Genomic DNA, 24,274 nt, shown 5'->3' with positions numbered 1-24,274 from the left:
GAGAGAAGAGCAGTATGGCCGCTGAACGCATCGGCATCGTGTGGAACCCCTCAAAGGTCGCGGAGCGCGAGATTCGCGCGGCGTGGGATGCGGCCGCATCCAGCGTCAGCGGCCCGTTGCCCGAAGACCTGTGGTTCGAGTCGGCTCCAGAAGATGCGGGCCGCAAAGCCACCGCGGCCGCGGTGGGCCGGGGATGCGATGTCGTGATCGCCGCCGGCGGCGACGGCACGGTGCGAGCGGTGGCAGAGGCCCTCGGCGATTCCGGATCACCCCTCGCCGAACTCGGTGTCGTGCCTCTGGGTACGGGCAACCTCCTCGCCCGCAATCTCGGCATACCGCTCGGCAACCCGCGCGCGGCGTTCGCTCGCGTGCTGACGCAGCACGCCTCGCCGCTCGATCTCGGCCGAGTGACGTTCACGAACGCTGCTGGCGTCGAAGAGCGACACGGCTTCGTCGTCATGGTCGGCTTCGGCATCGACGCGCAAATGATCGTCGAAACCGACGACGAGCTCAAGGCGAAAGCGGGCTGGCTCGCCTACGTCGAGTCGCTCGGCCGGGCGGCATCGGGGGCCGCGGTCGTCGAGTTCTCGCTCACCATCGATGACGCTGCGCCCGAGACGGTCGAAGCGCACACGCTGCTCATCGCGAACTGCGGGTCCATTCAGGGCGGCATCACGCTTCTGCCCGACGCGCAGCCCGACGACGGATCGCTCGATCTGCTCGTGCTTCGCGCCGACGGCGTGGCCGCGTGGCTCGAGACGATGCACAATCTCGTGTGGCAGAACGGGCTGAAGCGGATACTCACGCGCGCCGAGTCGGCCGAGAGCACCGAGGCGATCGAGCACCTCACGGCGAAGTCGCTCTCGGTCGAGCTGCCGGCGCCACTTGCGTTCGAGGTCGACGGCGATGACGTGGGCGAGGTCACCGCCTTCACCGCGGAAATCTTGCCCGGCGCGTTGCGCCTGCGTTGATCCCCGGCGCGTTGCGCCTGCGCTGATCCCCGGCGATCACCATGTTTCCCAGCTTCTTCACCGGGTTCCCCGGGGGCGCTCATGGCCGCCGCTGCCATGGTTGAAGTTCATCGACCGCAGCGCTCGGGTGCACCCCTTCGCTACAGCCCCGGGAGTCACCGTGAAGAAGTCATCGAAGATACTCATCGGCGTGGGAGCGGGGGCGCTGGCTCTCGCGGCGGCTGCCGCCATCGCCGGACCGATGATCTATCGAGATCTGATCGCCGCACCGGCCGCAGACGCCCCGTCGCTGACGTCGGAGGAGACGGGCGAGGAAGACGAGAGCACGAGTGACGCCGCCGCCGGCGCCGAGATCGACCCCGGCTCGCTCGTCGGCACCTGGTCCGTCGCGGAAGACTCCGAGGCAGGCTACCGCGTCGACGAGGTGCTCAACGGCACTGATGTTACGGTGACCGGGCGCACAGACGATGTCACCGGCACCTTCACCATCGGTGAGAGCGGGCTCACGCTCGAGTCCGCCGAACTCGTGGTCGACGTCGCATCCATCGAGACCGACAGCAGCAATCGAGACGAGTACTTCCGCAGCGAGGCATTGCGCACGGACGAGTTCCCCAAGGCCACCTTCGCGCTGAGCGAGCCGGTGACCCTCGAGAGCGCACCGGCGTCGGGCGACGTCGTGCAGACCGAGGCGACCGGTGAACTCACGATCGCCGGCACGACGCAGACCGTTACCGCCGAGATCGAACTGCGCAGCGACGGCGAGACTGCTGAGATCGCCGGCTCGATCCCGATCACCTTCTCGGATTTCGGCGTTGAGGCACCGAGTCTCGGATTCGTATCGGTCGAAGACAGTGGGGCGGTCGAGTTTCAGCTCACCGCAGGTCGGCCGTAGCGGCAGTCAGCCGTCCGCGAGTTCCCGCGCGGCCTTCGAGAGCTTGCGCAGACGCGTGCGGCGTCGGCGGCGCTCGGGCAGCATCGACCGCATCTCTTCGAGCTTTCCGAAACAGAGCAGCCGGTCCTCGGCTTCGAGCACGATGCTCTTGCGCGGGTTCGGGATCACCTGCACGCCTCGATGCAGCGTCAGCACAGTGACGTCCCGATCCCAGAGACCGAGTTCACCGAGCGTCTTGCCGACATATTCCGATCCGTGCATGGTCAGCTCGGCAACGCCGTACGCGGTCGAAACGCTGAGTCGCTGCCGCAGGTCGATCTCGGGGAAGTTCACCTGGTTGGCGATGAAGTCGATGATCGCGCCCGCGATGTCGAGCCCGGTCGCGCTCTCGATGCCCTGCAGGCCCGGTGAGGAGTTGACCTCCATCACGAGCGGGCCCTCTTCGCCCTCGAGCATGTCAACACCTGCGACCCGCAGTCCCATGATCTGCGCGGCGCGCACTGCGGTCTGCTCGTAGACCGAGTCGAGTTGCACGGGCTCGACCGTGCCGCCACGGTGCACATTCGACCGAAACTCGTCGCCGCCCGCGGTGCGTCGCATGGCAGCGACCACGCGATCGCCGATCACGAGGGCGCGCACGTCGCGACCGCGGCTTTCTGAGACGAAGCGCTGGATGAGCACGTTCTGACGCGTGGAGTGCAGAGTCTCGATGATCGCCTCGGCCACCTTCACCTGCGGGGCGAGGATCACGCCGATCCCCTGGGTGCCCTCGAGCAGCTTGATGACGACGGGTGCACCCCCGACGCTCTCGATCGCGGGTCGCACGTCGGCGCGATTGCGCACGAACGCGGTGGCCGGCATCTCGATGTTGTGGCGGGAGAGAATCTGATTGGCGCGCAGCTTGTCGCGCGCATTCGCAATACCGTTCGAGGTGTTCGGCGTGTATACGTCCATCTGCTCGAACTGGCGCACGACGGCCGTGCCGAAGTAGCTGATCGAGCTGCCGATGCGCGGCAGAATGGCGTCGTAGTCGCTGAGCTGCTTGCCCCGATACAGCAGGTCGGGCGCTTCGCCCGCGAGGTCGATCGCAAAACGCAGGGTGTTGAGCACGCGCACCGTGTGCCCGCGTTCGAGCGCAGCCGACTGCAGGCGCTGGGTGGAGTACGCCTGCGGGGCGCGCGAAAGAATCGCGAGTTTCATCGTGATTTCCTGCCAAGATAGATGCGTGACCGTACCCGACCATTCAAGCACTCTCACCGGGTGGCGTGAATGGGTGAAGCTGAATGGCATCGGCGTGCCGTGGATCAAGGCGAAGATCGATACGGGCGCACAGACGTCGGCGATGCACGCGACCGAGATCACCGAGTTCGAACGCTCGGGCGCGCCGTGGGTGCGCTTCCTGGTGCAGCCGTGGCAGGTGACCGACGACGACGCAGTTGAGGTCGAACTGCCGGTGCATGATCGCCGCACCGTGCGCAGCTCGTCTGGTCATGCCCAGCTGCGTCCGGTCGTGCTCATGAAGATCTCTCTCGTGGGCCGCAAGATCGAGGCTGAAGTCACGCTGACGGATCGCGAAGAGATGGTCTTCCGCATGCTCATCGGCCGCGAGGCCCTGCGACAGGGTTTCGTCGTCGATTCGGCCGCGTCGTATCTCGGAGGGCGCCCCTCGCGCGAGACGCGGCGCCGCAATCGCGGGCGCGCCTGAAACGGCTGCGTGATCAGCTTCTTGCCGTGGACTCACCCCAGTACGCTGGTGCCATGAGCGCGCATGATCTCGATCTGATCCCAGCCGGCACGGTATTCACGCCGGCCGAGATCATCCACTACGCCGACCCAGACATGCGGGATCTCGCCCAGGCGATCTCCGACGCCGACCTGCTCATCACCGCGCCCCACTCGACGGCAGCGATTCCAGAGGAACTCGTCGAGTTCCTCTCTCCCGACCTCACGCCCCGTCTGCAGCACGACTTCTCTGATGTCGCTACGGCGGCGGTCGTCAAGCGGTGGGCGGAGATCGACCCGCGCGTGGTTGCCGTCATCAATCCGCATCCGCGGCTCGTGCGCGACGCGAACCGGGCCAAGCCCGTCGACGTGCGTGCAGATCTGCAGCGGGCGATCGAGCGCGTGCGCTCCGCGAGCCCTGGCGATACGGTCGACCTCACCGACGTCGATGCGATCCGGCCCGTGACCTACTCCTCTTTCCCGATTCTCGAGCTCCCCGAAACCGAAGCCGGCCTCGACCGACTCGTCGACGCGTTCTCGCGGGTGGCCGCGCAGGGACTCGAGGTGTACGAGGCGATGCGCGAGGAACTCACCGAGCTTTTCCTCGCGAAGGGTCTCGCTCAGGGCGGCTCATTCACGCGCCTGTCTTTCCACGACTCCATGCACACGACGATGCGTGCCGACGGTGCTCTGAACCTCGACCCGGCAGCTCATGTGGACATGCCGACGGTTGCGACGCTGTCGAATTACGGTGACACAACGGGCGAGCCGCGCAGCCTCTCAGACCGGCTCACGATGGATCCCGACGACTTGCGAAGGCTCGCCGAGGCACACCGTACCGAGTTCGAGGTCGCCGAACCCGAGGCGATTTCACTCAACGACCCCTATCTCGGCAGCCACGAGATCCTCGATGTCGCCGCTCGTTTCGCCCGGGTCGCAGGTGAGACCGCGCCCGCAGATCTGACGCTCGGCGCCGTACAGGTCGAATTCTCCCGCGAGTACCTGATCGGCCCTGAAGCCGTAGACCAGTTGATCGAGCCTGGTGAGTCATGGATCGATGAGGGTCACGAGCGCGTCGAGGTTATTGCGTACGCGTGCAAACGCGCATGGGACGCGTTCCGCGACCGCTCCTAGGCGTCCCGCTGCAGAGTGCCGATCTCAGCGCCCTCGCTGTTGAATACCTGCAGTTCGTCGTTCGAGAGCTGCACCTCGCGAACCCCGCGCAGCCAATCGTCGACTCCGGGGCACGCCATCATGGTCGAGACGAAGCTCTCGATGACCACCCGGTCGCCCTCGATCGTGTAGGTCGATCCGATGCCGTTGCACCCATCAGTGCCCGACACCTTTCCGTCTTCCTCGAACGTCAGCTTCGGATTGCCCTTCTCGTCAGACATCCATGTTCCGACCACATCGGCTTGTTCGACCATCTCCGCTTCCCCCGCTCCTGCATCCGTTCCGGATCCGCCGCCGTTCAACGCCGCACAGCTCGTCAGCATCGCAACGGCGCCGATCATGGTGAAAAAGCCCGCTGTCAATCTCGTGCGTCGCTTCATCGCTCTCCCCCGCATCGATCACGCATCACTCCGTACTTATAGACGTATCGTAACGACGCGAGATGCGGACTCGATCCAAATTGGTCGATTCGAACGGGCATCTGGGGTTTATAACGAATCAGTACGTCACCCAGGTGTCTCGCCCCTTGCATGGTGCTAATTATCAGGTTACGTTTACCGAGGCCCCTGGTGTCGGACCAGGGTGCTCGCGCAGGGGTAACGCGCGTGCATCCGACCGGCTTCCACGTTACACCTGCTCCAGTGGCCCATATTTGACCATTCGAACACATAGGGGAACACACGTGACGAAACGTCGTCCAGTTGCACTCGGTGCGGCTATTACGATCGGTTTCGGAAGCCTCTTCTTCGCTTCTCCCGCCTTCGCGGAAGAAGTAGAGGCTCCAACCGACCAGCAGCAGAAAACTCAGGTTCCTGACACAGCCCCCGACGATGCTGCCCTAGCACTCGAGAAGGCTGGCGTCGAAGTTGTCGCGTTAGGTGTCGGGGCAGACGGGCTGCCCGTCATCATTCAGACCGAAGGCAGCGAAAGCGGCCCCGACGTCGACGCAGCTGTGAGCGCATATGCAGCCGATCTCGGCGCACCCAATGCGACCGTGCAGACTGTTGCATCCGCTCCTGTTGCTTATGCAGCGAATGATGTTGTCGGCGGCGCCGGGTACCTGGCGTTCGAAGGCGAGACCCCCATCAGCTTCTGCTCGGTCGGTTTCACAGCTTGGAGCCCCGAGGGCGATCCCGTGCTTCTGAGCGCAGGCCACTGCACGCGTGACGGCGAACTCAGCGACACCGGGCTCGTTCTCCCGTCAGTCCAGCCCGCCGTCACTGGCGGTGCGTCAAACACTGGCGGAACCAGCAACGGCACCGGCATTCTGGGAGCCTTCGGCTTCTCGCAGTTTGGCGGAGTCGGAAACACCGAAGCCGACCCCGAGACGCCGGACCCCGAGGGAACCGACATTTCGATCATCGAGGACATTGGGGAAGACTTCAATCTGCTTCCCGAAATCACCGACTGGACGACCGCGGAAGATGATGACCTCGCCGCGAGCACCATCAAGGTGAAGTCGGCAAATCTGGGCAACCCGGTCGCCGGCTCGACTGTTTCCAAGAGCGGACGCACCACTGGTTACACCTCGGGGTCCGTCGGCGCACTCGTCGACGGATGGGCTCGCATTTCCACTCCCGAAGGTGAGCCACGCTGGGTTCGCGGATTCGAGAGCGACGTTCTCGCAGCTCCCGGCGACTCCGGCGGAGCCGTGTTCCAGGGTGAAAGCGCAATCGGCGTGATCAGCGGCGGCTCGCCTGCCACCGAAACATTGCCCCAGTTCACCTGGACGGCGTCGCTAAAGCACACGCTTCCGCACATCCCGGGCTACGAGATCGCCCTCGACATCGACGAGCCGGTCGTCAAGACCGACGTCTCCGAGGGAGTACCGAGCGGCAGCGACATCGTCGTGACCGTTCCGAGCAACGCCAAGGAGCTCTCCTTCGGCCAGGGCGAGCCGAGCGACTCCATCCCCGTCGAGGGCACCGAGGTCTCGTTCACGGCGCCCGACGCTCCCGGCAACTACTCCTATACGCTGTTCGCCCAGAACGGGTTCAGCCAGTCGGAGCCCGTTGAGGTCAACTTCGAGGTCGTGCTTGCAGCACCGACCGTCGCAGACGTCGACACCACCGAGAACGACGTCACCCTCACCGGTACCGGTATTCCCACCGCCGAGGTGACCGTAGAGCTCGATGGCGCTTCGTACACCGCCACTGTCGGCGAAGACCGCAACTGGTCGGTCGAGGTCGCAGACCTCGCCATCGGCGAGTACACCGTGACCGCCAGCCAGACCTTCGAGGGCGACACCTCGGCAGACGCGACGGGCAACGTGATCGTGCGGCCCACTGCGGTCGGCGACCTCTCGATCGCAGGCGGCAGCAGCTTCGCAGCTGCTGACGCTCCGACCGAGATCTCGGGCACCGGCGTCGAAGGTGCAGCCATCAACCTCAGCCTGAATGGCACGCTCATCACCGATCCCGCCGCCGCCCCAGCTGCACTGGCAGAGGTCGTCGATGGCGCATGGACCGTCGACTTCGGTGGCCAGCTCCCCACCGGCACGCACACCGTCGATGTGTCGCAGACTGTCAACGGCGTCACCTCGGTTGTCACCACGATCGTATTCGCGGTCGAGGCAGCACCTGTCGCGCCCGTCGCACCGGTCGACCCGGGCGCTCCGGCTGACCCCGCGAACCCGGCAGCTCCGGGCGGACAGGGCGGCACCGGCGGAGCCGAGCTCGTCAACACCGGTACCGGCTTCTCGATGCTGCCCTTCGGGCTCGCAGCACTCGGCATGCTGGTGCTTGGTGGCGGCGCGATCGTCTTCACCCAGCGTCGCCTGCAGGCCACCGCTGCGGAGTAATCCGCACGCCGGCTGACCCAGTCGCACACCACAGCGGGCCTCGATCTTCGGATCGGGGCCCGCTGTCGTATGCCGCGCTCGTGCTCGGCGAGAGAGGCTAGATGACAGTCCGTTACCTCGCGGTTCGCGCGGGCAACGGCCCCGCGAGAGCATGGGTGCATGAGCGACGCAGACTGTGCACCGAGCCCGACTGCCGTCGATCCCTCTGGTGTTCCCTTCGCGGCGCTCGACCCGAGCCTGTTGCGTCAAGAGCGCACAAGTCTGAAGTGGACGCGCTATCCCGAAGACGTGCTGCCCCTGTTCGTCGCAGAGATGGACTTCGCCATCGCCCCAGAGATCCAGCGGGCCATCATCGAGCGGGTTCAGGCCTCAGATCTGGGCTACGTCGACGGTCCGGGCCGCCTCGCCCCCGCGTTCGCCGCATTCGCACAGGATCGCTGGGCCTGGTCCGTGCCCCATGATCACGTGCATCTCGCCACCGATGTGGCGACGGCCGTAGTCGAGGCGTTGCGCGTCGGGCGACCAGACGGAGTCCGCCTCGCGATCTCCACCCCGACCTATCCCGGATTCTTCGAGATGCTCGAAGAGGTGCCGTTCGAGGTCGTCGAGGTGCCGCTCGCATTCTCGGAGCCCGCCTACCAGGCGCACCTCGATCTCGCGGCGATCGAACGCGCCTTTGCGAGCGAGCCGGGCATCGACGCGTTCATCCTCTGCAATCCGCACAACCCGCACGGTCTTGTGCACTCCCCGGCAGATCTCGCCGAGCTCGCACGACTCGCCGCAGCGCACGACGTCTTCGTCGTCTCCGACGAGATCCATGCGCCTCTGATCCACTCCGGTGTCAGCTTCACGCCGTTCGCACCGATCGCCGCCGCCGCCGGCGCGCTCTCGGTATCGACGCTCTCGGCGAGCAAGGGCTGGAATCTCGCGGGTGCCAAGTGCGCGGTGCTCGTCGCGGCCGATGCGCGCGCCAATGATCTGCTGCTCGGGCTGCCCCCCGAGACCGTCACGCGAGTCAGCATTCTCGGTCTGCACGCCAACGTCGCGGCCTTCACCGAGGCTCGGGACTGGCTCGACCGCGCGATCGCGCAGATCGAGGCGAACATCGAACTGCTCGCAGACCTCGTCGCCACGCGTCTTCCCGGAGTTCGGTTGACGCGCCCTCGGGCCGGGTACCTCGTCTGGCTCGACTTTCGGGGAGCCGGTCTCGGCGAGCATGCGCACAGCCGGATCCTGCACGATGCGCGCGTTGCGTTGAACGACGGCGCCGACTTCGGTCTCGGCGGCGCTGGTCACGCGCGCATCAACATCGCGTGCGCGCCGCAGACGATCCGATCAGCGGTGGATCGCATCGCGTCGATCCTGCCGGCGCCCGATCGCGAGCGCACCGCCGCATCGTCCCCAAACGCACCCGATCTGGAGGTCTCTCGATGAGCGATCCATCACTCGACGCCGCGCAGCCGGTCACCGACTGGGACGGCTTCGCATTCGACACGCGACAGGTGCACGCCGGAGAGTATCCCGATCTCAACACGGGGCTTCGCGTGCCGCCGATCGCCATGTCGGCCGGGTACGTGTTCGACGACTTCGACGATCAGGTCGACCGTTTCGCCGGGCGATCGATCGATCCGATCTACTCGCGTCAGGGCAACCCGACGAACTCCGTCGCCGAGGAACGCCTCGCCTCACTCGAGGGCGGCACCGCGGCGGTCGCCGTGTCGAGCGGTCAGGCGGCGATCTCCTCAGCGCTCTTCACGCTCGCGCAGCAGGGCGACCACATCGTCTCGACGGCATCCGTCTACGGCGGCACGCGCATTCTTTTCGGGCGCAGCTTCAAGCGGTTCGGCATCGAGTTCGATTACGTGTGGGACGCGGACGATGACGCCGAGTGGGAGCGCGCGATCCGACCCAATACCAAGGCGATCTTCACCGAGACGATTCCGAATCCCCGCAACGACGTCACCGATCTGCGGCGCATCGCGGAAGTCGCCGCCCGGTATCACCTGCCGGTGGTCGTCGACAACACCGTCGGCACGCCGGCGCTGATCCGCCCGTTCGAGCACGGGGCCAGCATCGTCGTACACTCGACCACGAAATTTCTCACGGGGCACGGGGCAGCCGTGGGAGGAGCCGTAGTCGACGGAGGCACATTCGACTGGGAGGCTGCAGAGCGCGCGGGGCGAGCCTATCCGCTCATCACCACGGCGCCGCGACCCGGGCTCGGGTCCCTGCTCGACCGCTTCGGATCGGCAGCCTACGCGCGCACCGTGCGGGAGGCGGTGGTGAACGACATCGGCCCGTCGCTCTCTCCGTTCAACGGGTTCCTGCTGCACCAGGGCATGGAGACGCTGTCGCTGCGCATGGAACGCCACGTCGATTCGTCGCTGACGATCGCCGCCTGGCTCGAACAGCAGCCGGAGGTCGAGTCGGTCGACTACGCCGGGCTCCCGTCGAGTGACCTGCACCGCCTCGCCCTGCGCGATTACGACGGCCGCACGGGATCCGTCTTCGGCGTGACCGTGCGCGGCGGCATCGACGGTGCTCGCGCATTCGTCAACGGTCTGCGCGTCTTCTCACGCATGACGGGCATCGGCGACACCCGTTCGATGGTGATCCACCCCCTGACGTCGACGCACGCGACATTCCCGCAGCAGATCAACGACGGGCTGGGGATCACCCCCGGCCTGCTGCGCCTCTCCATCGGTCTCGAAGCAGTCGACGACCTCGTGCGCGATCTCCGCGCGGGGCTCGATCGCGTGGCCGCGCTAGCCTCGCCCGCGATCTCCTTCGCGGGCTGAACGTCAGTTGTCGAGTTCTGCGCGGGCGGCGGCGAGGGCCTCATCGGTCGCGGCGTATCGATGCTCTGGCCCGGGGAACGTGCCGGAGCGCACCTCTGCCGCGTAGGCGGCGAGGGCCGCAACCGTGTCGTCGCCGATGCCCGCGTACCGTTTCACGAACTTCGCCGTGCGCCCCTCAGTGATGCCGAGCAGATCGTGCGCAACGAGCACCTGACCGTCGGCGTCCCCCGCGCCGATGCCGATGATCGGAATGCTCAGTTCTCGCCGCAGCAGCGCCGTGATCTCCGCGGGCACCGCCTCGACGACGAGGCAGAACGCGCCGGCCTGCTCCACGCCTCGCGCTTCTCTCACGAGACGGGCGGCGGTAGCACCGGTGCGGCCCTGCGCGCGGAGTCCGCCGAGCGCGACCGCGGTCTGCGGCGTGAGCCCCAGATGGGCGACCACGGGAATGCCGGCGTCGACGATGGCGCGTATGCGGCTCAAGCGAGGAGCTGATCCGCCCTCGAGCTTGACCGCGTCAGCGCCCGCCTCCTTCACGAATCGCACAGCCGTCTCGATGGCCTGCGCATCCGAGGCCTCGGTCGAGCCGAACGGCACATCGCAGACGAGAAAGGCGGTCTCGGTGCCGCGTCGCACGGCGCGGGCGAGCACGAGCATCTCATCGAGAGACACCGGCACCGTCGAGCCGTATCCGAGCACGACCTGCGCAGCCGAGTCGCCCACCAGCACCATGTCGACCCCGGCGCGCTCAGCGGCACGGGCCCCCGGGAAGTCGTACGCAGTCACCATGACGATCGGCTCGCCGCTCGCGCGCTTCTGCGCGAGCACGGGAATGGTTACCTGCGGCATGTCAGTTCTCCTCGATCGTGTCGGGCAGGGTGAGCAGCGTGTTGTCGATGAGCCGCACCGATCCGACCCGAGCCGCGATGGCGCACAGCACCGGCTCCGCGATGTCCGTCGCGGGTAGCAGCGTTCGCGCGTCCACGAACGCCACATACTCGGGAGTGATGCCCGCGGCGGTGAGCACGGTCGTCGCGCGCGAGTGCAGGGCATCGGTGCCGGTCTCCCCCAGCGCGAGGGCGGCTTCGACCGCCTCGAGAGCGCGCGGGATCGCGACGGCCTGCGCCCGGTCTGCACCGCTGAGGCGCACGTTGCGGCTCGACTTCGCCAAACCGTCGCTGTCGCGCACGGTCGGGCAGGCGACGATGTCGGTCGGGATACCGAGATCGGCGACCATACGCCGCACCACCAGCACCTGCTGAGCGTCTTTCTGGCCGAAGAATGCGGCATCGGCCCCCGCGGCGATGAGCAGCTTGGAGACCACGGTGGCAACGCCGTCGAAGTGCTCTGGCCCCCGGCCCGCGGCTTCGAGCGTCTGCGTCAGCGGGCCGGTCACGTGCACGGTCGTCGCGAAGCCGTCGGGGTACAACTCAGACGCATCCGGCGCGAAGACGACATCGACACCGGCGGCATCCGCGAGCGCCGTGTCAGCGGCCTCCTGTCTGGGGTACCCCTCGAGGTCGGCGGCCTCCGTGAACTGTTTCGGGTTCACGAAAATCGACATGATGACGAAACCGCAGTCGCGTCGAGCAGCGTGCACGAGCGAGAGGTGGCCGTCGTGAAGCGCTCCCATCGTCGGCACGAGGCCGATGAGGGCGCTTCCGTTGGTGCGCGCCTGGCGCACTATGCCGCGAAGCTCGCTCACCGTGCGTACGATCTTCATTCGTCTCCCTCGGCCGCTGCGGCGCCCTCATCGATCAGCGCCAGGCTCGACGCCACCATCGCATCGTACAGCGCGACGCTCTGCTGGTCGCGCTCGGCGACCGCTGCGCGCTGCAGCGCGACCGTCGCAGTATCGCCGCGAACGACCGGGCCGGTGAGCGCTTGCCCGGCGCCGAGGCGAACCCAGTTCGACAGGGCCCCTTCCGCGAGCGGAACAAGCGCTTCTCGCGGCACCCCGGCCGTCGCTGCGAGCCGCTCTGCAGTGGCCGCGAGCACCACGAGAAAGTTCGCTGCGATCGACGCCGACGCGTGATACGCCGCGCGATCCTCGTCGCGCACTCGGAACGTGCGCATGCCGAGGATCCCGGCGATCTCTCCCGCAGCGCTCACGGCGCGCTCGGTGGAACCGTCGATCGCCGCCCACGCACCATCGAACTGCGTGCGGGAGCCCGCAGCCGAGAGCAGCGGGTGCAGGCTGCACGCCTCATGCTCGGCCAACGGCGCGAGCGTGGTGATGCCCGAGAGGTGTCCCACGATCGGCCCGGGAGCGATCCTCTCGGCGGCTTCCGCGATCGCTGCGTCTGGCACCGCGAGGAGCACGAAGTCAGCCCCGGCCCCATCAGCGCCCCGCCCAGCGATCGGCAGCAGTGCGGCACCCGCGGCACGCAGCGCACCATCGATCGCGCTGCCCATGCGGCCACGGCCCACCACCTGGATGCGCATTGCCCGCGCTACAGCTCGAGACCGTACAGGTTCGGTTCGGGGGCGAGAATCACGCCGAACTCCTGCTGCACCCGCTGCACGACGAAACGGGCGAGCTCGGCCACGTCTTCGGCCGTCGCCCCGCCCTGATTGGTGATGGCGAGCGTGTGCTTGGACGAGATGGCGGCTCCCGACCCCGGCAGGGCGAAGCCGCGCCGCACCCCGGCTTGGTCGATGAGCCACGCCGCAGAGAGCTTCACCATGCGCTCGGGCGGCGCTTGCGGAACGCGCACCGGGAATCCGGCCTCGAGCTCCGCGAACGTGGTGATCGCGTCCTCTGGCTCTGGGGCCGGGACCGCGAACGTGGGGGCGTTCTCGGGCAGATCGCGCGCGAAATGCTCCGTGACGATCGGATTCGTGAAGAAGGATCCGCAGCTCCACGTGTCCCGATCGTCGGCGTCGAGCACCATCCCCTTCGAGGCGCGAAGCTTGAGCACCGAATCGCGCAGATCCCGGATCGGCACCCGCTCGCCGAGCTCGACACCGAGCGCGTTCGCGAGCTGCGCGTAGGCGATGGGTTCGGAGAGCACCTCGGGCGCTGCGTGCGCACGGCGACCCGGAGATTCCTCGCCCACGCTGAGCACGATGTCAATCGAGAGGACCACCCCTTCGAGACCCTGCTTGATCGCCGAATCGCGGTAGGCGAGCCCGAGCGCATCGGCCGGGATGCGACGGGCGTGCCCGCGTTCGCGATCGAGGAATTCGATCGAGTGGAGCACATCCGAGAGCTCTTGACCGTACGCCCCGATGTTCTGCACCGGAGCGGCACCGGCGAGACCCGGAATGCCCGAGAGCGCCTCGACGCCCGACCAGCCGTTGTCGACGCAGGTCGCGACCAGGTGATCCCAATCATGGCCGGCCTGCACGCGCAATCTGATCTTGCCGTCGGGCAGCGCATCGTCGGCGACCGGCGCGATGCCGTTCGTGCGTACGAGCAGCACGGTACCCGGAAACCCCTCGTCATTCATGACGGTATTGGAGCCGCCGCCGAGCAGCATCCACGGTTCGTCGGTGTCCCAGAGCCCCTGCGCATACGCGACGAGCTCGTCCGTGGCGTGCGCCACGAGCACTCGTTCCGCCGGTCCGCCCACGCGCATGGTCGTGAGCTCCGAGAACGGGGTGCCGTCACCCGCGGGCTCCGGTCCGATCTCGGGAAGCATCACGCGAAGGCCGCCACGAGCTGCGCCTTGCCCAGCACGGTCGCCCCGTCGAAGGTCACCTTCAGGTCGATCCGCGCCGTGCGGGCATCGGTGTCGACCGCGCCCACCGTGGCGGTCACCGTGAGGCGCGCGCCGTCAACGGCGTCGACGGGCACGGGTCGGGTGAAACGGGACTGCACGTCGCGCACACTGCCGGCGACGCCGAGCCAATCGGTCGCGACCGACGCGGCGATTCCCATCGTGAGCATGCCGTGCGCGAGTACACCGGGGAGCCCCACCGAGGCGGCGATGTCATCGCGGTAGTGGATGGGGTTGAAGTCTCCCGATGCGCCCGCATAGCGCACCAGGCGATCCCGGGTCAGTTCGAACTCGCGCTCGGCGACGATGTCACCGGTGGTGAGGGATGCGAAATCAGGGGTGCTCATGCGGTCTCCTCCTCTGCAGCGCGAACGACGAGCGTCGAGGCCGCTGTGACGACGTGCTCGCCCAGTGCATCGACGACGCTGCTCGACGCGGTCACCATCGAGTGGCCGCCCAGCTGTTTCACGGCGGTGATCGTCAGAGTCGCGGTCAGCTCGTCTCCAGCCACGATCGGCCGCGTGTAGGTGAAGCGCTGGTCGCCGTGGACGACGCGGGAGAAATCGACGCCGGCGTCGTCGTCGGCCAGCAACTGCGCGAGCGTCGCCTCCTGCACGACCACAGCGAACGTCGGCGGCGCCACGACATCGGCGAAGCCCGCCGCGCGAGCCGCCTCTGCGTCGTGATGCAGCGGCGACGCGCTGAACACGGCGCGCGCGAACTCGCGCACCTTCTCGCGCCCGACGAGATAGGGAGCTGTCGACGGATACACCCGGCCTTGGATCTCTGGATTCACCACGCTGCCAGTGTAGCGAGCACGCTTCCGACCGGCATGATGGCCGAGACCGGTAACGATTCGGCAAAAGGTTTGTGCGATATATCCAAGGCTCGACCCCAGCGCTCGAATAGGCTGTACCTCATGTCGCGCATCCGTAAAGTGCTCATCGCCAACCGCGGTGAGATCGCCGTCCGTATCATCCGAGCTGCTGCAGACAGCGGAATCGCTTCGGTGGCCGTCTACGCCGACCAGGATCGAGACGCGATGCACGCGCAGCTCGCCGATGAGGCGTACGCCCTGGGCGGCACCACGAGCGGCGAGACCTACCTCGTGATCGAGAAGCTGCTGGGCGTTGCGCGGCGATCCGGCGCAGATGCAGTGCACCCCGGGTACGGGTTCCTCGCCGAGAACGCCGATTTCGCGCGCGCCGTCATGGATGCGGGCATGACCTGGATCGGTCCGGGCCCCGACGCGATCGAACGCCTCGGTGACAAGGTCTCGGCTCGGCACGTCGCCGAGAAGGTAGGCGCTCCGCTCGCCGCGGGAACGAGCGACCCGGTGCAGAACGCCGAGGAGGTGCTCGCGTTTGCCGATGAGGTCGGCCTGCCCATCGCGATCAAGGCGGCGTTCGGCGGCGGCGGCCGCGGCCTCAAGGTCGCCTACGAACGCGATGAGGTCGCAGAACTCTTCGAGTCGGCGACGCGCGAAGCGGTGGCGGCCTTCGGCCGCGGCGAGTGCTTCGTCGAGAAGTACCTCGAGAAGCCGCGCCACGTCGAGACGCAGTGCCTCGCCGACCAGCACGGCAATGTGGTCGTCGTCTCAACCCGCGACTGCTCATTGCAGCGCCGGCATCAGAAGCTCGTCGAAGAGGCTCCGGCCCCCTTCCTCACCGATGAGCAGAACGAGAAGCTCTACTCCGCGTCGAAGGCGATCCTCGCCGAGGTCGGCTATGTCGGTGCAGGCACCTGCGAATTTCTCGTGGCGAACGACGGCACGGTCTCGTTCCTCGAGGTCAATACACGACTGCAGGTCGAGCACCCGGTTTCCGAGGAGGTCACGGGCATCGACCTCGTGCGCGAGCAGTTCCGCATCGCCGAGGGCGGCACCATCGACTACGCCGACCCCGAGCCCCGCGGGCATTCCTTCGAGTTCCGTCTGAACGGCGAGGATGCCGGTCACGGCTTCCTCCCCGCGCCCGGGCCGGTCACGCTCTTCAAGCCGGCCGCCGGGCCCGGCGTGCGCATCGACACCGGTGTCGCCTCGGGCGATGTCGTCTCGGGTGCGTTCGATTCGATGCTCGGCAAGCTGATCGTCACGGGTGCGACGCGCGAGGAGGCGCTCGAGCGCTCACGGCGCGCCCTCGACGAGTTCGAGATCCAGGGCCTGCCCACGGTGCTTCCGTTCCACCGCAAGATTGTGCGCGATCCCGCGTTCACCGCGCCCGACGGCACCTTCGGCGTCTACACGCTGTGGATCGAGCGCGAGTTCGAGAACGACATCGAGCCCTGGGAGGGCGAGGTGCCGCCGATCGCGCAGGATCCGAAGCGCCGCAGCGTCACCGTCGAGGTCGAGGGCCGCCGTGTCGAGGTCACCATGCCCGCCACGCTGCTGCCCCTCGTCGACCAGGAAGTCACGCGCGGGCCCGCACCCCGCCGCGCCAAGGGAGCCGGCATCGCCGCTTCGGCCGGGGACGGCGTCGCGGCGCCGATGCAGGCCACCGTGGTGAAGGTGTCGGTCGCAGACGGGCAGGAGGTCGCAGAGGGCGATCTGCTGCTGGTGCTCGAGGCCATGAAGATGGAGCAGTCCATCTACGCGCACCGGTCGGGCGTCGTCGCGGGCGTCGACGCGCCGGTCGGCCAGACGGTCTCGAACGGGCACCTGCTGCTGTCGATCATCGACGCGGCCTGAATCATCGACCCGGCCTGATTCAGCTGTCGGCGTACGGCTGTGCCGTGCGCTGAGGAATAGTGGCCGAATACGCGGGGTTGCACTCACCATGACTGCAACCCCGCTTTCGATTCTGGATCTGGCCACCGTCGAAGCGGACGGCACCATCGCCGACGCGTTTCAACACTCGGTCGACGTCGCACGGTTGGCTGAGGCGAGCGGGTATCGCCGCATCTGGTACGCCGAGCACCACAACATGCCGTCGATCGCTTCGAGCGCGACTTCGGTGCTCATCGCGCATATCGCCTCGCAGACCGCGTCGATCGGCCTCGGCGCGGGCGGCGTCATGCTGCCGAATCACGCTCCCCTCGTCATCGCCGAGCAGTTCGGCACGCTCGCCGAACTGCACCCGGGGCGCATTCATCTCGGCCTGGGCCGCGCGCCCGGAACCGATGGCGCGACCTTCCGAGCACTTCGCCGCACATACGAGGCGGCGGAGGGCTTCCCCAACGACGTCGCCGAGCTGCAGCGCTACCTCTCCGACGAACTGCCGCGCACGGCGGTGAACGCGTACCCGGGGCGCGGCACGCGCGTACCGTTGACGATCCTCGGTTCGAGTCTGTTCGGTGCGAGCCTTGCCGCCCAGTACGGCCTTCCCTACTCGTTCGCGTCGCACTTCGCGCCGCAGGCGCTGAAAGCGGCCATCGATCACTACCGTTCCCAGTACGTGCCGAGCGAGGCCCACCCCGAGCCCTACGCGAGCGCCGGAATCAACGTGGTGGCCGCTGACACGGACGCCGCAGCCGAGACGCTGTTCGCACGCGCCGAAGTCGACCGGGTGCGCCGCTTCTTGTCACGTGGTCGGGAGCAGGAGCTCACCGCCGATGAGGCGTCGCAGCTCATCGACACCCCGGCCGGTCGCGAGATCCGCGGCATGATGCAGTACACCGCCATCGGCGGAGCGAAGCGCGTGCGCGAGGAGCTCGAGGCGTTCGCGAAATTCGCCGATGTCGACGAACTCGTCACCGTGCACATCGCGCCGACGCGCGCCGAGCAGCTCGAGTCGGTGCGCATCGCCGCCGCCGGGTAGCCCCGCCTCGCCGCTCACCGCCGCCTGGCCCCTCCGCCCGCCTGGCCCGCCCCAACTGCGAGCCGGGTCACTTTCGGAGGGTGTTGCGCCATCTCAGCGGAGCGACACCCTCCGAAAGTGACCCCGCTCGCAGTTGGGGCGGGCCCATCAAGCGGCGGTCGGGTCGATTGGCGGTGGGCCCATCAGGCAGCGGTCGGGCCGACCGGCGGTGGATCGGCTCAGCGGTAGCGAACGGCCCCGCACCGCCGCCCCGTCACTCCTCCTCGGCGCGCGCGTTCGCGATCCGCTCGTTGATGCGCCCGAGCATGCTCCGAAGCGCGAACACGATGGTGCCGAAGCCCGATTCGGTCTCGGCCTCTGCAAAGACCTCGCCCACATCGCGCACCGCCGAAGCGCACTCTTCTCGTGCCTCATCGAGATCGACCCCGGTGTTCCAGGCTCGAATGTACTCGGCCAGTTCGCCGAGCGCCCGCCCGAGCGACTCGATCGCCTCGTCGGGAATCGTCACCGCAACCGGCTCATGCCAGATGGCACCGCCCAGCGCATCCGAGATGTCGGCGAGCCTGAGCCCGATATACCGCAGCGCCTCGATGTCGGCGTCATCGCTCGACGCATCGTACCGACGCCAGAGTGCGCGAGGATTGCCGCGCCCGCTCTCCTTGGCCTCTCGCACCAGCTCCTCGGCGTCGTCGACCGAACGCTGCCGTTTGCGGGCGTCCTCGAGCCAGTCGGCGCGATCCGGCGGCCAAGCCGTGGTGAGGACCGTCGCGAGGTCATCGGTGGCGGCGGCGAAATCGCTTTTCAGATCGGCGATCCGCGCGCGGGCATATCGGTAGGTGAGCGGCGGGATGAAGACAAGGTTGACGAGCGTTCCGACCAGCAGGCCGATGCCGAACTGTGCGACATACCCGGCGACGTACGAATCCGGGTCGCCCGCGCCGATGATCACTACGAACACCGCGGCGATGGGCACGTAGGCCCGGCCCTCGCCGAGCTTGCGCACACCAGCGATGAGCATGCCGGTGCCTGCGGCGACCGGCGCGCGAACATACCAGGGCGTGCCGGTCGCCACGAGCACCCAGCCGATCCCGAGGCCGATGACGATGCCCGTGATGAGTTCGACGCTCGTACGCACGGAGCTCACGATCGTCGGTGCGACGCCGAGCAGGGCACCCAGCGGCGCGTAGTAGGCGTACTCGTTGAGTTCGCCGGGAAGCACCCGCCCGATCAGCCATGCCGCGGTCACGCCGATCGCGGCTTTGAGCGCGAGCAGGAGCCGAAAGCGCGTGAAGACCGGCTTGGCGATATTCAGCCCGCGCCGCAACGTGATCGCTACGCGTGACGTCTCGACCTGTTCACCATTCACCACGTAAAAAGAATGCCTGGTCCAAGCGATTTCGAGACAGGCCCTTGGGATAGCCTCCCGAACGTGCTACCGGAGCACTGCGATCACACGTCATCGAGGCGCCGCAGCCGATCCTCCGCCCGCGCCAGGCGGGCATCGCGGTCGAGCTCCCACCATGCGGTGCCGCGCTCACCGAGCCCCTCCTTGGCGAGCTGCACCCGATCCCTGAGTGTCTCACGTGCAGCATTGTCCGGCGCAGTGCGAATGCGAGAGCGGGCGCTCCCGAGCGCTGACTTCAACGGCTCGGCCAAACGGTCGGGAAGTTCCGGGTCCATAGCGCGCCAGCGACGGCCGCCCACGATGATGTAGCGGCCATCTGAGGTGCGTTCGGGGCCGGGACGCTCGGGGCCGGGACGCTCAGGTGCGGTCATGAGGGCGGTGCAGGATCGCGTTCGGTGTGCACGGCTACGCCTGATCCGCAGTGCGCTCGGGGAACAGCTCGTCGAGGTCGAGATCGGGGTTCGTGTCTTGACCCTCGACGAGTGCGGCCGCCTCTGCCGGAGTTTCAACGCTCGGCATGGCTCCGGGCAGCGGCCGTCGCGCCGATTCTTTCAGGAGGACTATGGCGATGAAGCCGGCGATCGAAGTGCCGATCACGTAGAACGCCGGCGCGAGAGCCGATCCGCTGAGCTGCACGAGTGATTCCATGATCACGGGAGCCGTGCCCGCGAACAGCGCGACCGAGAGGTTGTAGGAGATTCCCATGCCGCCGTATCGAGACGAGGTCGGGAAGAGGGCGGGGAGCGAGGACGCGAGATTCGCGACGTAGAACGCGACCGGCACGGCGAGCAGTACGAGCCCGAGCAGTGTCGACCAGGTCTCACCGTGCATCATGGCGAGGAACGCCGGAACGGCGAGGACGATCGCGGTGATCGCGCCGATGAAGAGCACCTTGCGGCGTCCGATGCGGTCGGAGAGCCTGCCCGTGAGCGGAATGCAGAGGGCCATGCCGACGAGCACCGGCAGCGTCAGCAGCGTGCCGTGCACGTCGTCGTACCCGAGCGTCTGCGTGAGGTACGTCGGCATGTACGAGGTGAGCGCGTATCCGACCGTGTTCGCGGCGGCGACGAGCACGAAGGCGGTGAGCAGTTCTCGCCAGTACGCACGCACCAGGGCGATCACCCCCTTCGGCGCCTCGACCGAGGCTTCTGCTGCGTCAGCGGCGCGATCCGCCGCGTCACGCGCTTCGCGGAAGGCCGGGGTGTCTTCGATCTTGAGTCGAAAGTAGATCGCGATGAGCCCGAGGGGCAGCGCGACCAAGAACGGAATGCGCCAGGCGAACCCCTCCATCGTCTCGGCCGACACGGTCAGCTGCAGAATCGAGACGAACGCGGCGCCGATGGCGAATCCCAGGTACGACCCCATGTCGAGGAGCGAGGCGTAGAACCCGCGCTTGCGGTCGGGCGCGTACTCGGTGATGAACGTCGTGGCTCCCGCGTATTCGCCGCCCGTGGAGAAGCCCTGTGCGAGTTTCAGCACAATGAGGAGAATCGGGGCGAAGACTCCGATCACGGAGAAGTCGGGGAGCACGCCGATCAAGAAGGTCGCAGCCGCCATCATGATGAGTGTGAAGGCCAGCACTTTCTGCCGCCCCATTCGGTCGCCGAGCTGGCCGAGCACGATGCCGCCGAGTGGCCTCGCGACGAACGTGACCGCGAAGACCCCGAGGGAGAAGATCGATTGCGCCCCGGCCGATGCGTCGGGCAGAAATACCCGTCCGATGATGACCGCGAGGTAGCCGTAGATGCCGATGTCGTACCACTCCATGAGGTTGCCGACGACGGTTCCTGCGATGGCGCGTTTCAGCATGGGGCGGTCGACCACATGCACGTCGTCGACCGTGAGACGTCGGGGTTCGCGGCGCTTCGGGGAGAAACGTGAGAGCCAGGCGCGCCAGAAGGCTCCGGCGCCGTTCGAGTCGGGAGCGGTGGGCATTCGGTCCTCCTTCGGATTTCGCATCTGTCGAAGGCGAATGCGAGACCGTGAATGATGGTCTGAGTCTTGGGTTGAGGAGCAGGCTGAGGAGCGGGTGCGCTGCGAAACAGATCAGCCGAGGGTATCGAGCGCCCGCGTGAGTCGCTCGAGCACCCGCGCTGCCGCGGCGGCGTCTGCAGGATCGATGGCATCGATTTCGGTGACGAGCGCCGCATGATGATGCATGAAGATGGCGTCGACTTCAGCGAACGCCGCTTCCGTCGGCTGCAGATAATGCGCCCGGCGATCGGTCGGATGCCCGACGCGGGAGACGAGCCGCCGCTTCACGAGACGATCGACCACGTTCGTCACGTTGGCACTCGAGGTACCGAGCATGCCGATCAGGTCTTTCGGTCCGAGATTGCGGCCGTCTCGCGACGCCTGCACGATGTACCGCAGCGCACGGAGGTCGATGCCGGAAAGACCCGAGAGACCGAGCGCTCGGGCCTCCTGCCGCTGCTCCGCTCGACGCATGCGGAGCAGCGCGGCCGAGAGCTCCCTCCCCGGCTCCGACGCCGGTTCCGGTGCGTACAGATGCTCGGATTCGTTGCGCATGATGTTCTGCGGCATCGTCTTCCCTCCCTCGTCACGCCATGCCATGCCGGGCGATGCTCCATATATTACACAATCCATGTGCAATTCAGCGGCTGAAGCACTCCTGTGGCATCAACTCGCCTCGTCGCGCGCCAGTTCCTCCTCCGCAAGGCCGACGATTCGCGCCACCATTCCGCTGAAGATGAGCCCGTGGAACGGCAGCATGGCGAGCCAGTAGAGCCGCCCCGTGAGCCCTCGCGGAAAGAACACCGCGCGCTGCCGGTAGATCGAGCCGCTCGCCGTCGGCTCGACTCCCAGCTCGAGCCAAGCGAGTCCCGGCACTCGCATCTCCGCGCGCAACCGAAGCAGCCGACCCGGATCGACGGTCTCGACGCGCCACACGTCGACCGCGTCACCGACGACCAGCCGCGTTTTCGAGCGTCGCCCCCGCTGCAGCCCGACGCCGCCGGTGATGCGGTCGTACCAGCCCCGCAACGCCCAGAGCCGCGGCGACGAGTACCATCCGGTCTCGCCGCCGATCTGCGCGATCACTGACCAAACGGCGCCGGGCCGGGCCGAGGACTCGCGCTCGCGGCGATCGGTGAAGACGGTTCGCCCCGCCCATTCGGGGTCGCTCGGCAACGGCTCACTCGGGGCGGAGACACGGGCGTCGACCCAACTCGTCTCCACGCCGTCGACTTCAATGCGCCCGAGCGCGAGCCGCACGGCTTCTCGGTACGACGTCAGACCCTGCTCAGGCTGGGGCAGAATCGCATCGACGTCGTGATTCTGCATAACGCAGCGGTGCTGCAGCGATTCGACGAGCGGGCGCGCGATCGATGTCGGCACGGGGGTGACGAGCCCCACCCAGTGGGAGGCGAGCCTCGGGGTGAGCACCGGCAGGGAGGCGATCCCGCGCTGGGGCAGCCCGGCTTCGACGGCATAGCCGTTCATCATCTGCCCGTATCGCAGCACATCGGGCCCGCCGATGTCGAGCGCCCGGTTCACGTCGCCCTCGACGCGTGCGGCGGCGAGCAGGTAATGCAGCACATCGCGCACGGCGATCGGCTGGATGAAATTGCGCACCCACTTCGGGGCCGGCATGTACGGCAGCACCTCGGTGAGGTGGCGCACCATCTCGAACGACGCAGAACCCGAGCCGATCACCACCCCCGCTTGCAGTTCGAGCGTCGGCACCCCAGAGGCGAGCAGGATCTCCCCCACCTCCTTCCGCGAGGCGAGATGCGGCGACAGACGCACACCTTCAGGGTGCAGACCTCCGAGATACACGATGCGCGACACCCCGGCCTCTCGCGCTCGGGCCGCCACATTCTCGGCGATCTCGCGATCCTGCTCGGCGAATCTCGGACCGCTCGACATCGAATGCACCAGGTACACGATGATGTCGATGTCGCGCACCGCACGCGTCATCGCCTCGGCGTCGCCGGCGTCCCCCACCTCGATCTCGGTCTCCTCCGCCCACGGGTACGCCCGAATTCGCTGTTCCGAGCGCGAGAGCGTGCGCACGCGATACCCCGCATTCAGCAGTCGCGGCATGAGCCGACCACCGAGGTAGCCGGTCGCGCCGAGTACGAGTACTCGCGGAGCTTCCCCGTCGGGTCGCGGAATCGCACGAAGCGCCGCCTCCTGGCCGGTCGGGGCACTCAGGCTCTCGTCGCCACCCGCATGCTGTGCACTGCCCTTCACCCGATCCTCGATCAACTGATCCCCCTTCATCCGGTCCCCCGCTTCCTTGCCCGACGCTGCGCGCTCTCGGGCCTCGTCACCATCATCCGCGGCAGCGCGCACCACCGCGACGGTCTTGACAGCTTCGAGAATGCGAAAGTGCCCGCCCGTCTCGACGAGCACGTTGCGCGCACCCGCGAGCCCGCTGCCCTCGGGAATATGCGGATCGAAACGCGCGTAGACCGAAACGATCCTCGTGTTCACCTGCGGGGCCTCGGCGAGCAGCACGATGGTCGGGTCGACCGGCGAGAAGGCGCGCAGAGTGCGGCCGAGCAGGTATCGCGCGTATCGGGAGCCGCCGAACGGCGCAGCAATGGCCACCATCTTGCGCACGCGATCCGCGTGCTGCCCGAACGCCATCACATGCTTGCCGATGAGCCCGCCCTTGCTGTGGGCGACGAGCACCGCGTCGGCCAGCCCGGCGGCCGCGAGGTAGTCGTCAACGATCTGCGCGCCGTCGCTCACCGGAACCCGGTTGTTGCGCAGCGGATCCAGCACGTGCACTGGGTGACCGTCTCGATGCAACTGCCGAATCAGCGGCAGCATGAACCGCCACGGCTCGTACACGCCGGGAATCACCACGACCGGCGATCCCGAGCCGCTCAGAAAGTCACGAGGACCCGAAGGATCCCAGAGCGCACGGGCCTGCCACCGCAGGGCGTAGGCGTAATCGGCAAGCCACCAGGCCAGGCGCCGCAGCGCCCCTGCATTCGCGTTCGCGTTCGTCGCATCCTCCGAAGTGTCTTTCACGCGATGTTGTGACGTTTCCCGTGCCAACGCTG

22 protein-coding genes are annotated in these 24,274 nt (G+C 67.4%); 9 read left to right on the top strand and 13 right to left on the bottom strand.

Annotated features, from left to right (window positions below):
• The first annotated feature begins 14 nt into the window (after positions 1-14).
• Both AB0O71_RS04055 and AB0O71_RS04050 read left to right on the top strand, forming a co-directional pair.
• Entirely contained in the window at positions 15-971 is a 957-nt protein-coding gene (locus AB0O71_RS04055; protein WP_363742336.1) for a diacylglycerol kinase family protein, read from the top strand.
• Positions 972-1,131: 160 nt separating this feature from the next.
• Entirely contained in the window at positions 1,132-1,863 is a 732-nt protein-coding gene (locus AB0O71_RS04050; RefSeq protein WP_363742334.1) for a YceI family protein, read from the top strand.
• A 6-nt stretch (positions 1,864-1,869) separates the two neighbouring features.
• On the opposite strand, the gene AB0O71_RS04045 is transcribed toward AB0O71_RS04050, so the two are convergent.
• Positions 1,870-3,063 (bottom strand): RimK family alpha-L-glutamate ligase, encoded by a 1,194-nt coding sequence (locus AB0O71_RS04045; RefSeq protein WP_363742332.1) that lies wholly within the window; start codon positions 3,061-3,063, stop codon positions 1,870-1,872.
• A 25-nt stretch (positions 3,064-3,088) separates the two neighbouring features.
• On the opposite strand from AB0O71_RS04045, the gene AB0O71_RS04040 reads away from it, so the two are divergent.
• Complete coding sequence (locus AB0O71_RS04040) at positions 3,089-3,568, top strand: RimK/LysX family protein (RefSeq protein ID WP_363742329.1); 480 nt, start codon at positions 3,089-3,091, stop codon at positions 3,566-3,568.
• Between the two features lie 53 nt (positions 3,569-3,621).
• Entirely contained in the window at positions 3,622-4,719 is a 1,098-nt protein-coding gene (locus AB0O71_RS04035) for an N-formylglutamate amidohydrolase (RefSeq protein ID WP_363742327.1), read from the top strand.
• Here the strand turns inward: AB0O71_RS04035 and AB0O71_RS04030 are convergent.
• The gene (locus tag AB0O71_RS04030; RefSeq protein ID WP_363742325.1) at positions 4,716-5,138 is read right to left on the bottom strand and encodes an META domain-containing protein; all 423 of its coding nucleotides are present in this window, start codon (positions 5,136-5,138) and stop codon (positions 4,716-4,718) included. The genes AB0O71_RS04035 and AB0O71_RS04030 overlap by 4 nt on opposite strands.
• A gap of 302 nt (positions 5,139-5,440) precedes the next feature.
• Between AB0O71_RS04030 and AB0O71_RS04025 the strand changes: the two genes are divergently transcribed.
• The 3 genes from AB0O71_RS04025 (at position 5,441) to AB0O71_RS04015 (ending at position 10,356) form a co-directional block, all read left to right on the top strand.
• Positions 5,441-7,558: a hypothetical protein gene (locus AB0O71_RS04025; RefSeq protein WP_363742323.1), complete on the top strand. Its 2,118-nt coding sequence runs from the start codon at positions 5,441-5,443 to the stop codon at positions 7,556-7,558.
• 159 nt (positions 7,559-7,717) lie between these two features.
• Positions 7,718-8,992: an aminotransferase class I/II-fold pyridoxal phosphate-dependent enzyme gene (locus AB0O71_RS04020; protein ID WP_363742320.1), complete on the top strand. Its 1,275-nt coding sequence runs from the start codon at positions 7,718-7,720 to the stop codon at positions 8,990-8,992.
• Entirely contained in the window at positions 8,989-10,356 is a 1,368-nt protein-coding gene (locus tag AB0O71_RS04015) for an aminotransferase class I/II-fold pyridoxal phosphate-dependent enzyme (RefSeq protein ID WP_363742317.1), read from the top strand. Before AB0O71_RS04020 ends, AB0O71_RS04015 begins: the two co-directional genes overlap by 4 nt.
• A gap of 3 nt (positions 10,357-10,359) precedes the next feature.
• Here AB0O71_RS04015 and panB read toward each other — a convergent pair whose 3' ends face one another.
• From panB to AB0O71_RS03985, 6 genes are read right to left on the bottom strand one after another with little or no spacing between them, the layout of a single operon-like run.
• Positions 10,360-11,205 (bottom strand): 3-methyl-2-oxobutanoate hydroxymethyltransferase, encoded by an 846-nt coding sequence (panB, locus tag AB0O71_RS04010; protein WP_363742314.1) that lies wholly within the window; start codon positions 11,203-11,205, stop codon positions 10,360-10,362.
• 1 nt (position 11,206) lies between these two features.
• Complete coding sequence (panC, locus tag AB0O71_RS04005; RefSeq protein WP_363742311.1) at positions 11,207-12,079, bottom strand: pantoate--beta-alanine ligase; 873 nt, start codon at positions 12,077-12,079, stop codon at positions 11,207-11,209.
• Positions 12,076-12,801: a DUF2520 domain-containing protein gene (locus tag AB0O71_RS04000; RefSeq protein ID WP_363742308.1), complete on the bottom strand. Its 726-nt coding sequence runs from the start codon at positions 12,799-12,801 to the stop codon at positions 12,076-12,078. Before AB0O71_RS04000 ends, panC begins: the two co-directional genes overlap by 4 nt.
• An 8-nt stretch (positions 12,802-12,809) precedes the next feature.
• The gene (locus AB0O71_RS03995; RefSeq protein WP_363742713.1) at positions 12,810-14,000 is read right to left on the bottom strand and encodes a UDP-N-acetylmuramate dehydrogenase; all 1,191 of its coding nucleotides are present in this window, start codon (positions 13,998-14,000) and stop codon (positions 12,810-12,812) included.
• A complete protein-coding gene (locus tag AB0O71_RS03990; RefSeq protein WP_363742305.1) occupies positions 14,000-14,425 on the bottom strand; it encodes a MaoC/PaaZ C-terminal domain-containing protein in 426 nt (141 codons plus the stop codon). Before AB0O71_RS03990 ends, AB0O71_RS03995 begins: the two co-directional genes overlap by 1 nt.
• Entirely contained in the window at positions 14,422-14,877 is a 456-nt protein-coding gene (locus AB0O71_RS03985; protein ID WP_363742302.1) for a MaoC family dehydratase N-terminal domain-containing protein, read from the bottom strand. Before AB0O71_RS03985 ends, AB0O71_RS03990 begins: the two co-directional genes overlap by 4 nt.
• Before the next feature lie 120 nt (positions 14,878-14,997).
• On the opposite strand from AB0O71_RS03985, the gene AB0O71_RS03980 reads away from it, so the two are divergent.
• Both AB0O71_RS03980 and AB0O71_RS03975 read left to right on the top strand, forming a co-directional pair.
• A complete protein-coding gene (locus tag AB0O71_RS03980; protein ID WP_363742299.1) occupies positions 14,998-16,764 on the top strand; it encodes a biotin carboxylase N-terminal domain-containing protein in 1,767 nt (588 codons plus the stop codon).
• 88 nt (positions 16,765-16,852) lie between these two features.
• Positions 16,853-17,833 carry an LLM class flavin-dependent oxidoreductase gene (locus tag AB0O71_RS03975; protein WP_363742296.1) on the top strand — a complete coding sequence of 327 codons (981 nt, stop codon included), beginning with the start codon at positions 16,853-16,855 and terminating at the stop codon, positions 17,831-17,833.
• A gap of 253 nt (positions 17,834-18,086) precedes the next feature.
• Here AB0O71_RS03975 and AB0O71_RS03970 read toward each other — a convergent pair whose 3' ends face one another.
• The 5 genes from AB0O71_RS03970 to AB0O71_RS03950 all read right to left on the bottom strand — a co-directional run bounded on the left by AB0O71_RS03970 (position 18,087) and on the right by AB0O71_RS03950 (position 23,414).
• Complete coding sequence (locus AB0O71_RS03970) at positions 18,087-19,202, bottom strand: FUSC family protein (RefSeq protein WP_363742293.1); 1,116 nt, start codon at positions 19,200-19,202, stop codon at positions 18,087-18,089.
• Between the two features lie 80 nt (positions 19,203-19,282).
• The gene (locus AB0O71_RS03965; RefSeq protein ID WP_363742290.1) at positions 19,283-19,609 is read right to left on the bottom strand and encodes a biopolymer transporter Tol; all 327 of its coding nucleotides are present in this window, start codon (positions 19,607-19,609) and stop codon (positions 19,283-19,285) included.
• Positions 19,610-19,643: 34 nt separating this feature from the next.
• The gene (locus tag AB0O71_RS03960) at positions 19,644-21,173 is read right to left on the bottom strand and encodes an MFS transporter (protein ID WP_363742287.1); all 1,530 of its coding nucleotides are present in this window, start codon (positions 21,171-21,173) and stop codon (positions 19,644-19,646) included.
• 111 nt (positions 21,174-21,284) lie between these two features.
• Positions 21,285-21,812, bottom strand: coding sequence for a MarR family transcriptional regulator (locus AB0O71_RS03955; RefSeq protein ID WP_363742285.1), 528 nt, complete (start codon positions 21,810-21,812; stop codon positions 21,285-21,287).
• 66 nt (positions 21,813-21,878) lie between these two features.
• Positions 21,879-23,414, bottom strand: coding sequence for an SDR family oxidoreductase (locus tag AB0O71_RS03950; RefSeq protein ID WP_363742711.1), 1,536 nt, complete (start codon positions 23,412-23,414; stop codon positions 21,879-21,881).
• Positions 23,415-24,274 lie beyond the last annotated feature (860 nt).

This window comes from Leucobacter sp. NPDC077196 (assembly GCF_040687075.1).
Classification (GTDB): domain Bacteria; phylum Actinomycetota; class Actinomycetes; order Actinomycetales; family Microbacteriaceae; genus Leucobacter.
Note: the sequence above shows the minus strand (reverse complement) of the source record. Positions and strands in the feature narration are given on the sequence as shown.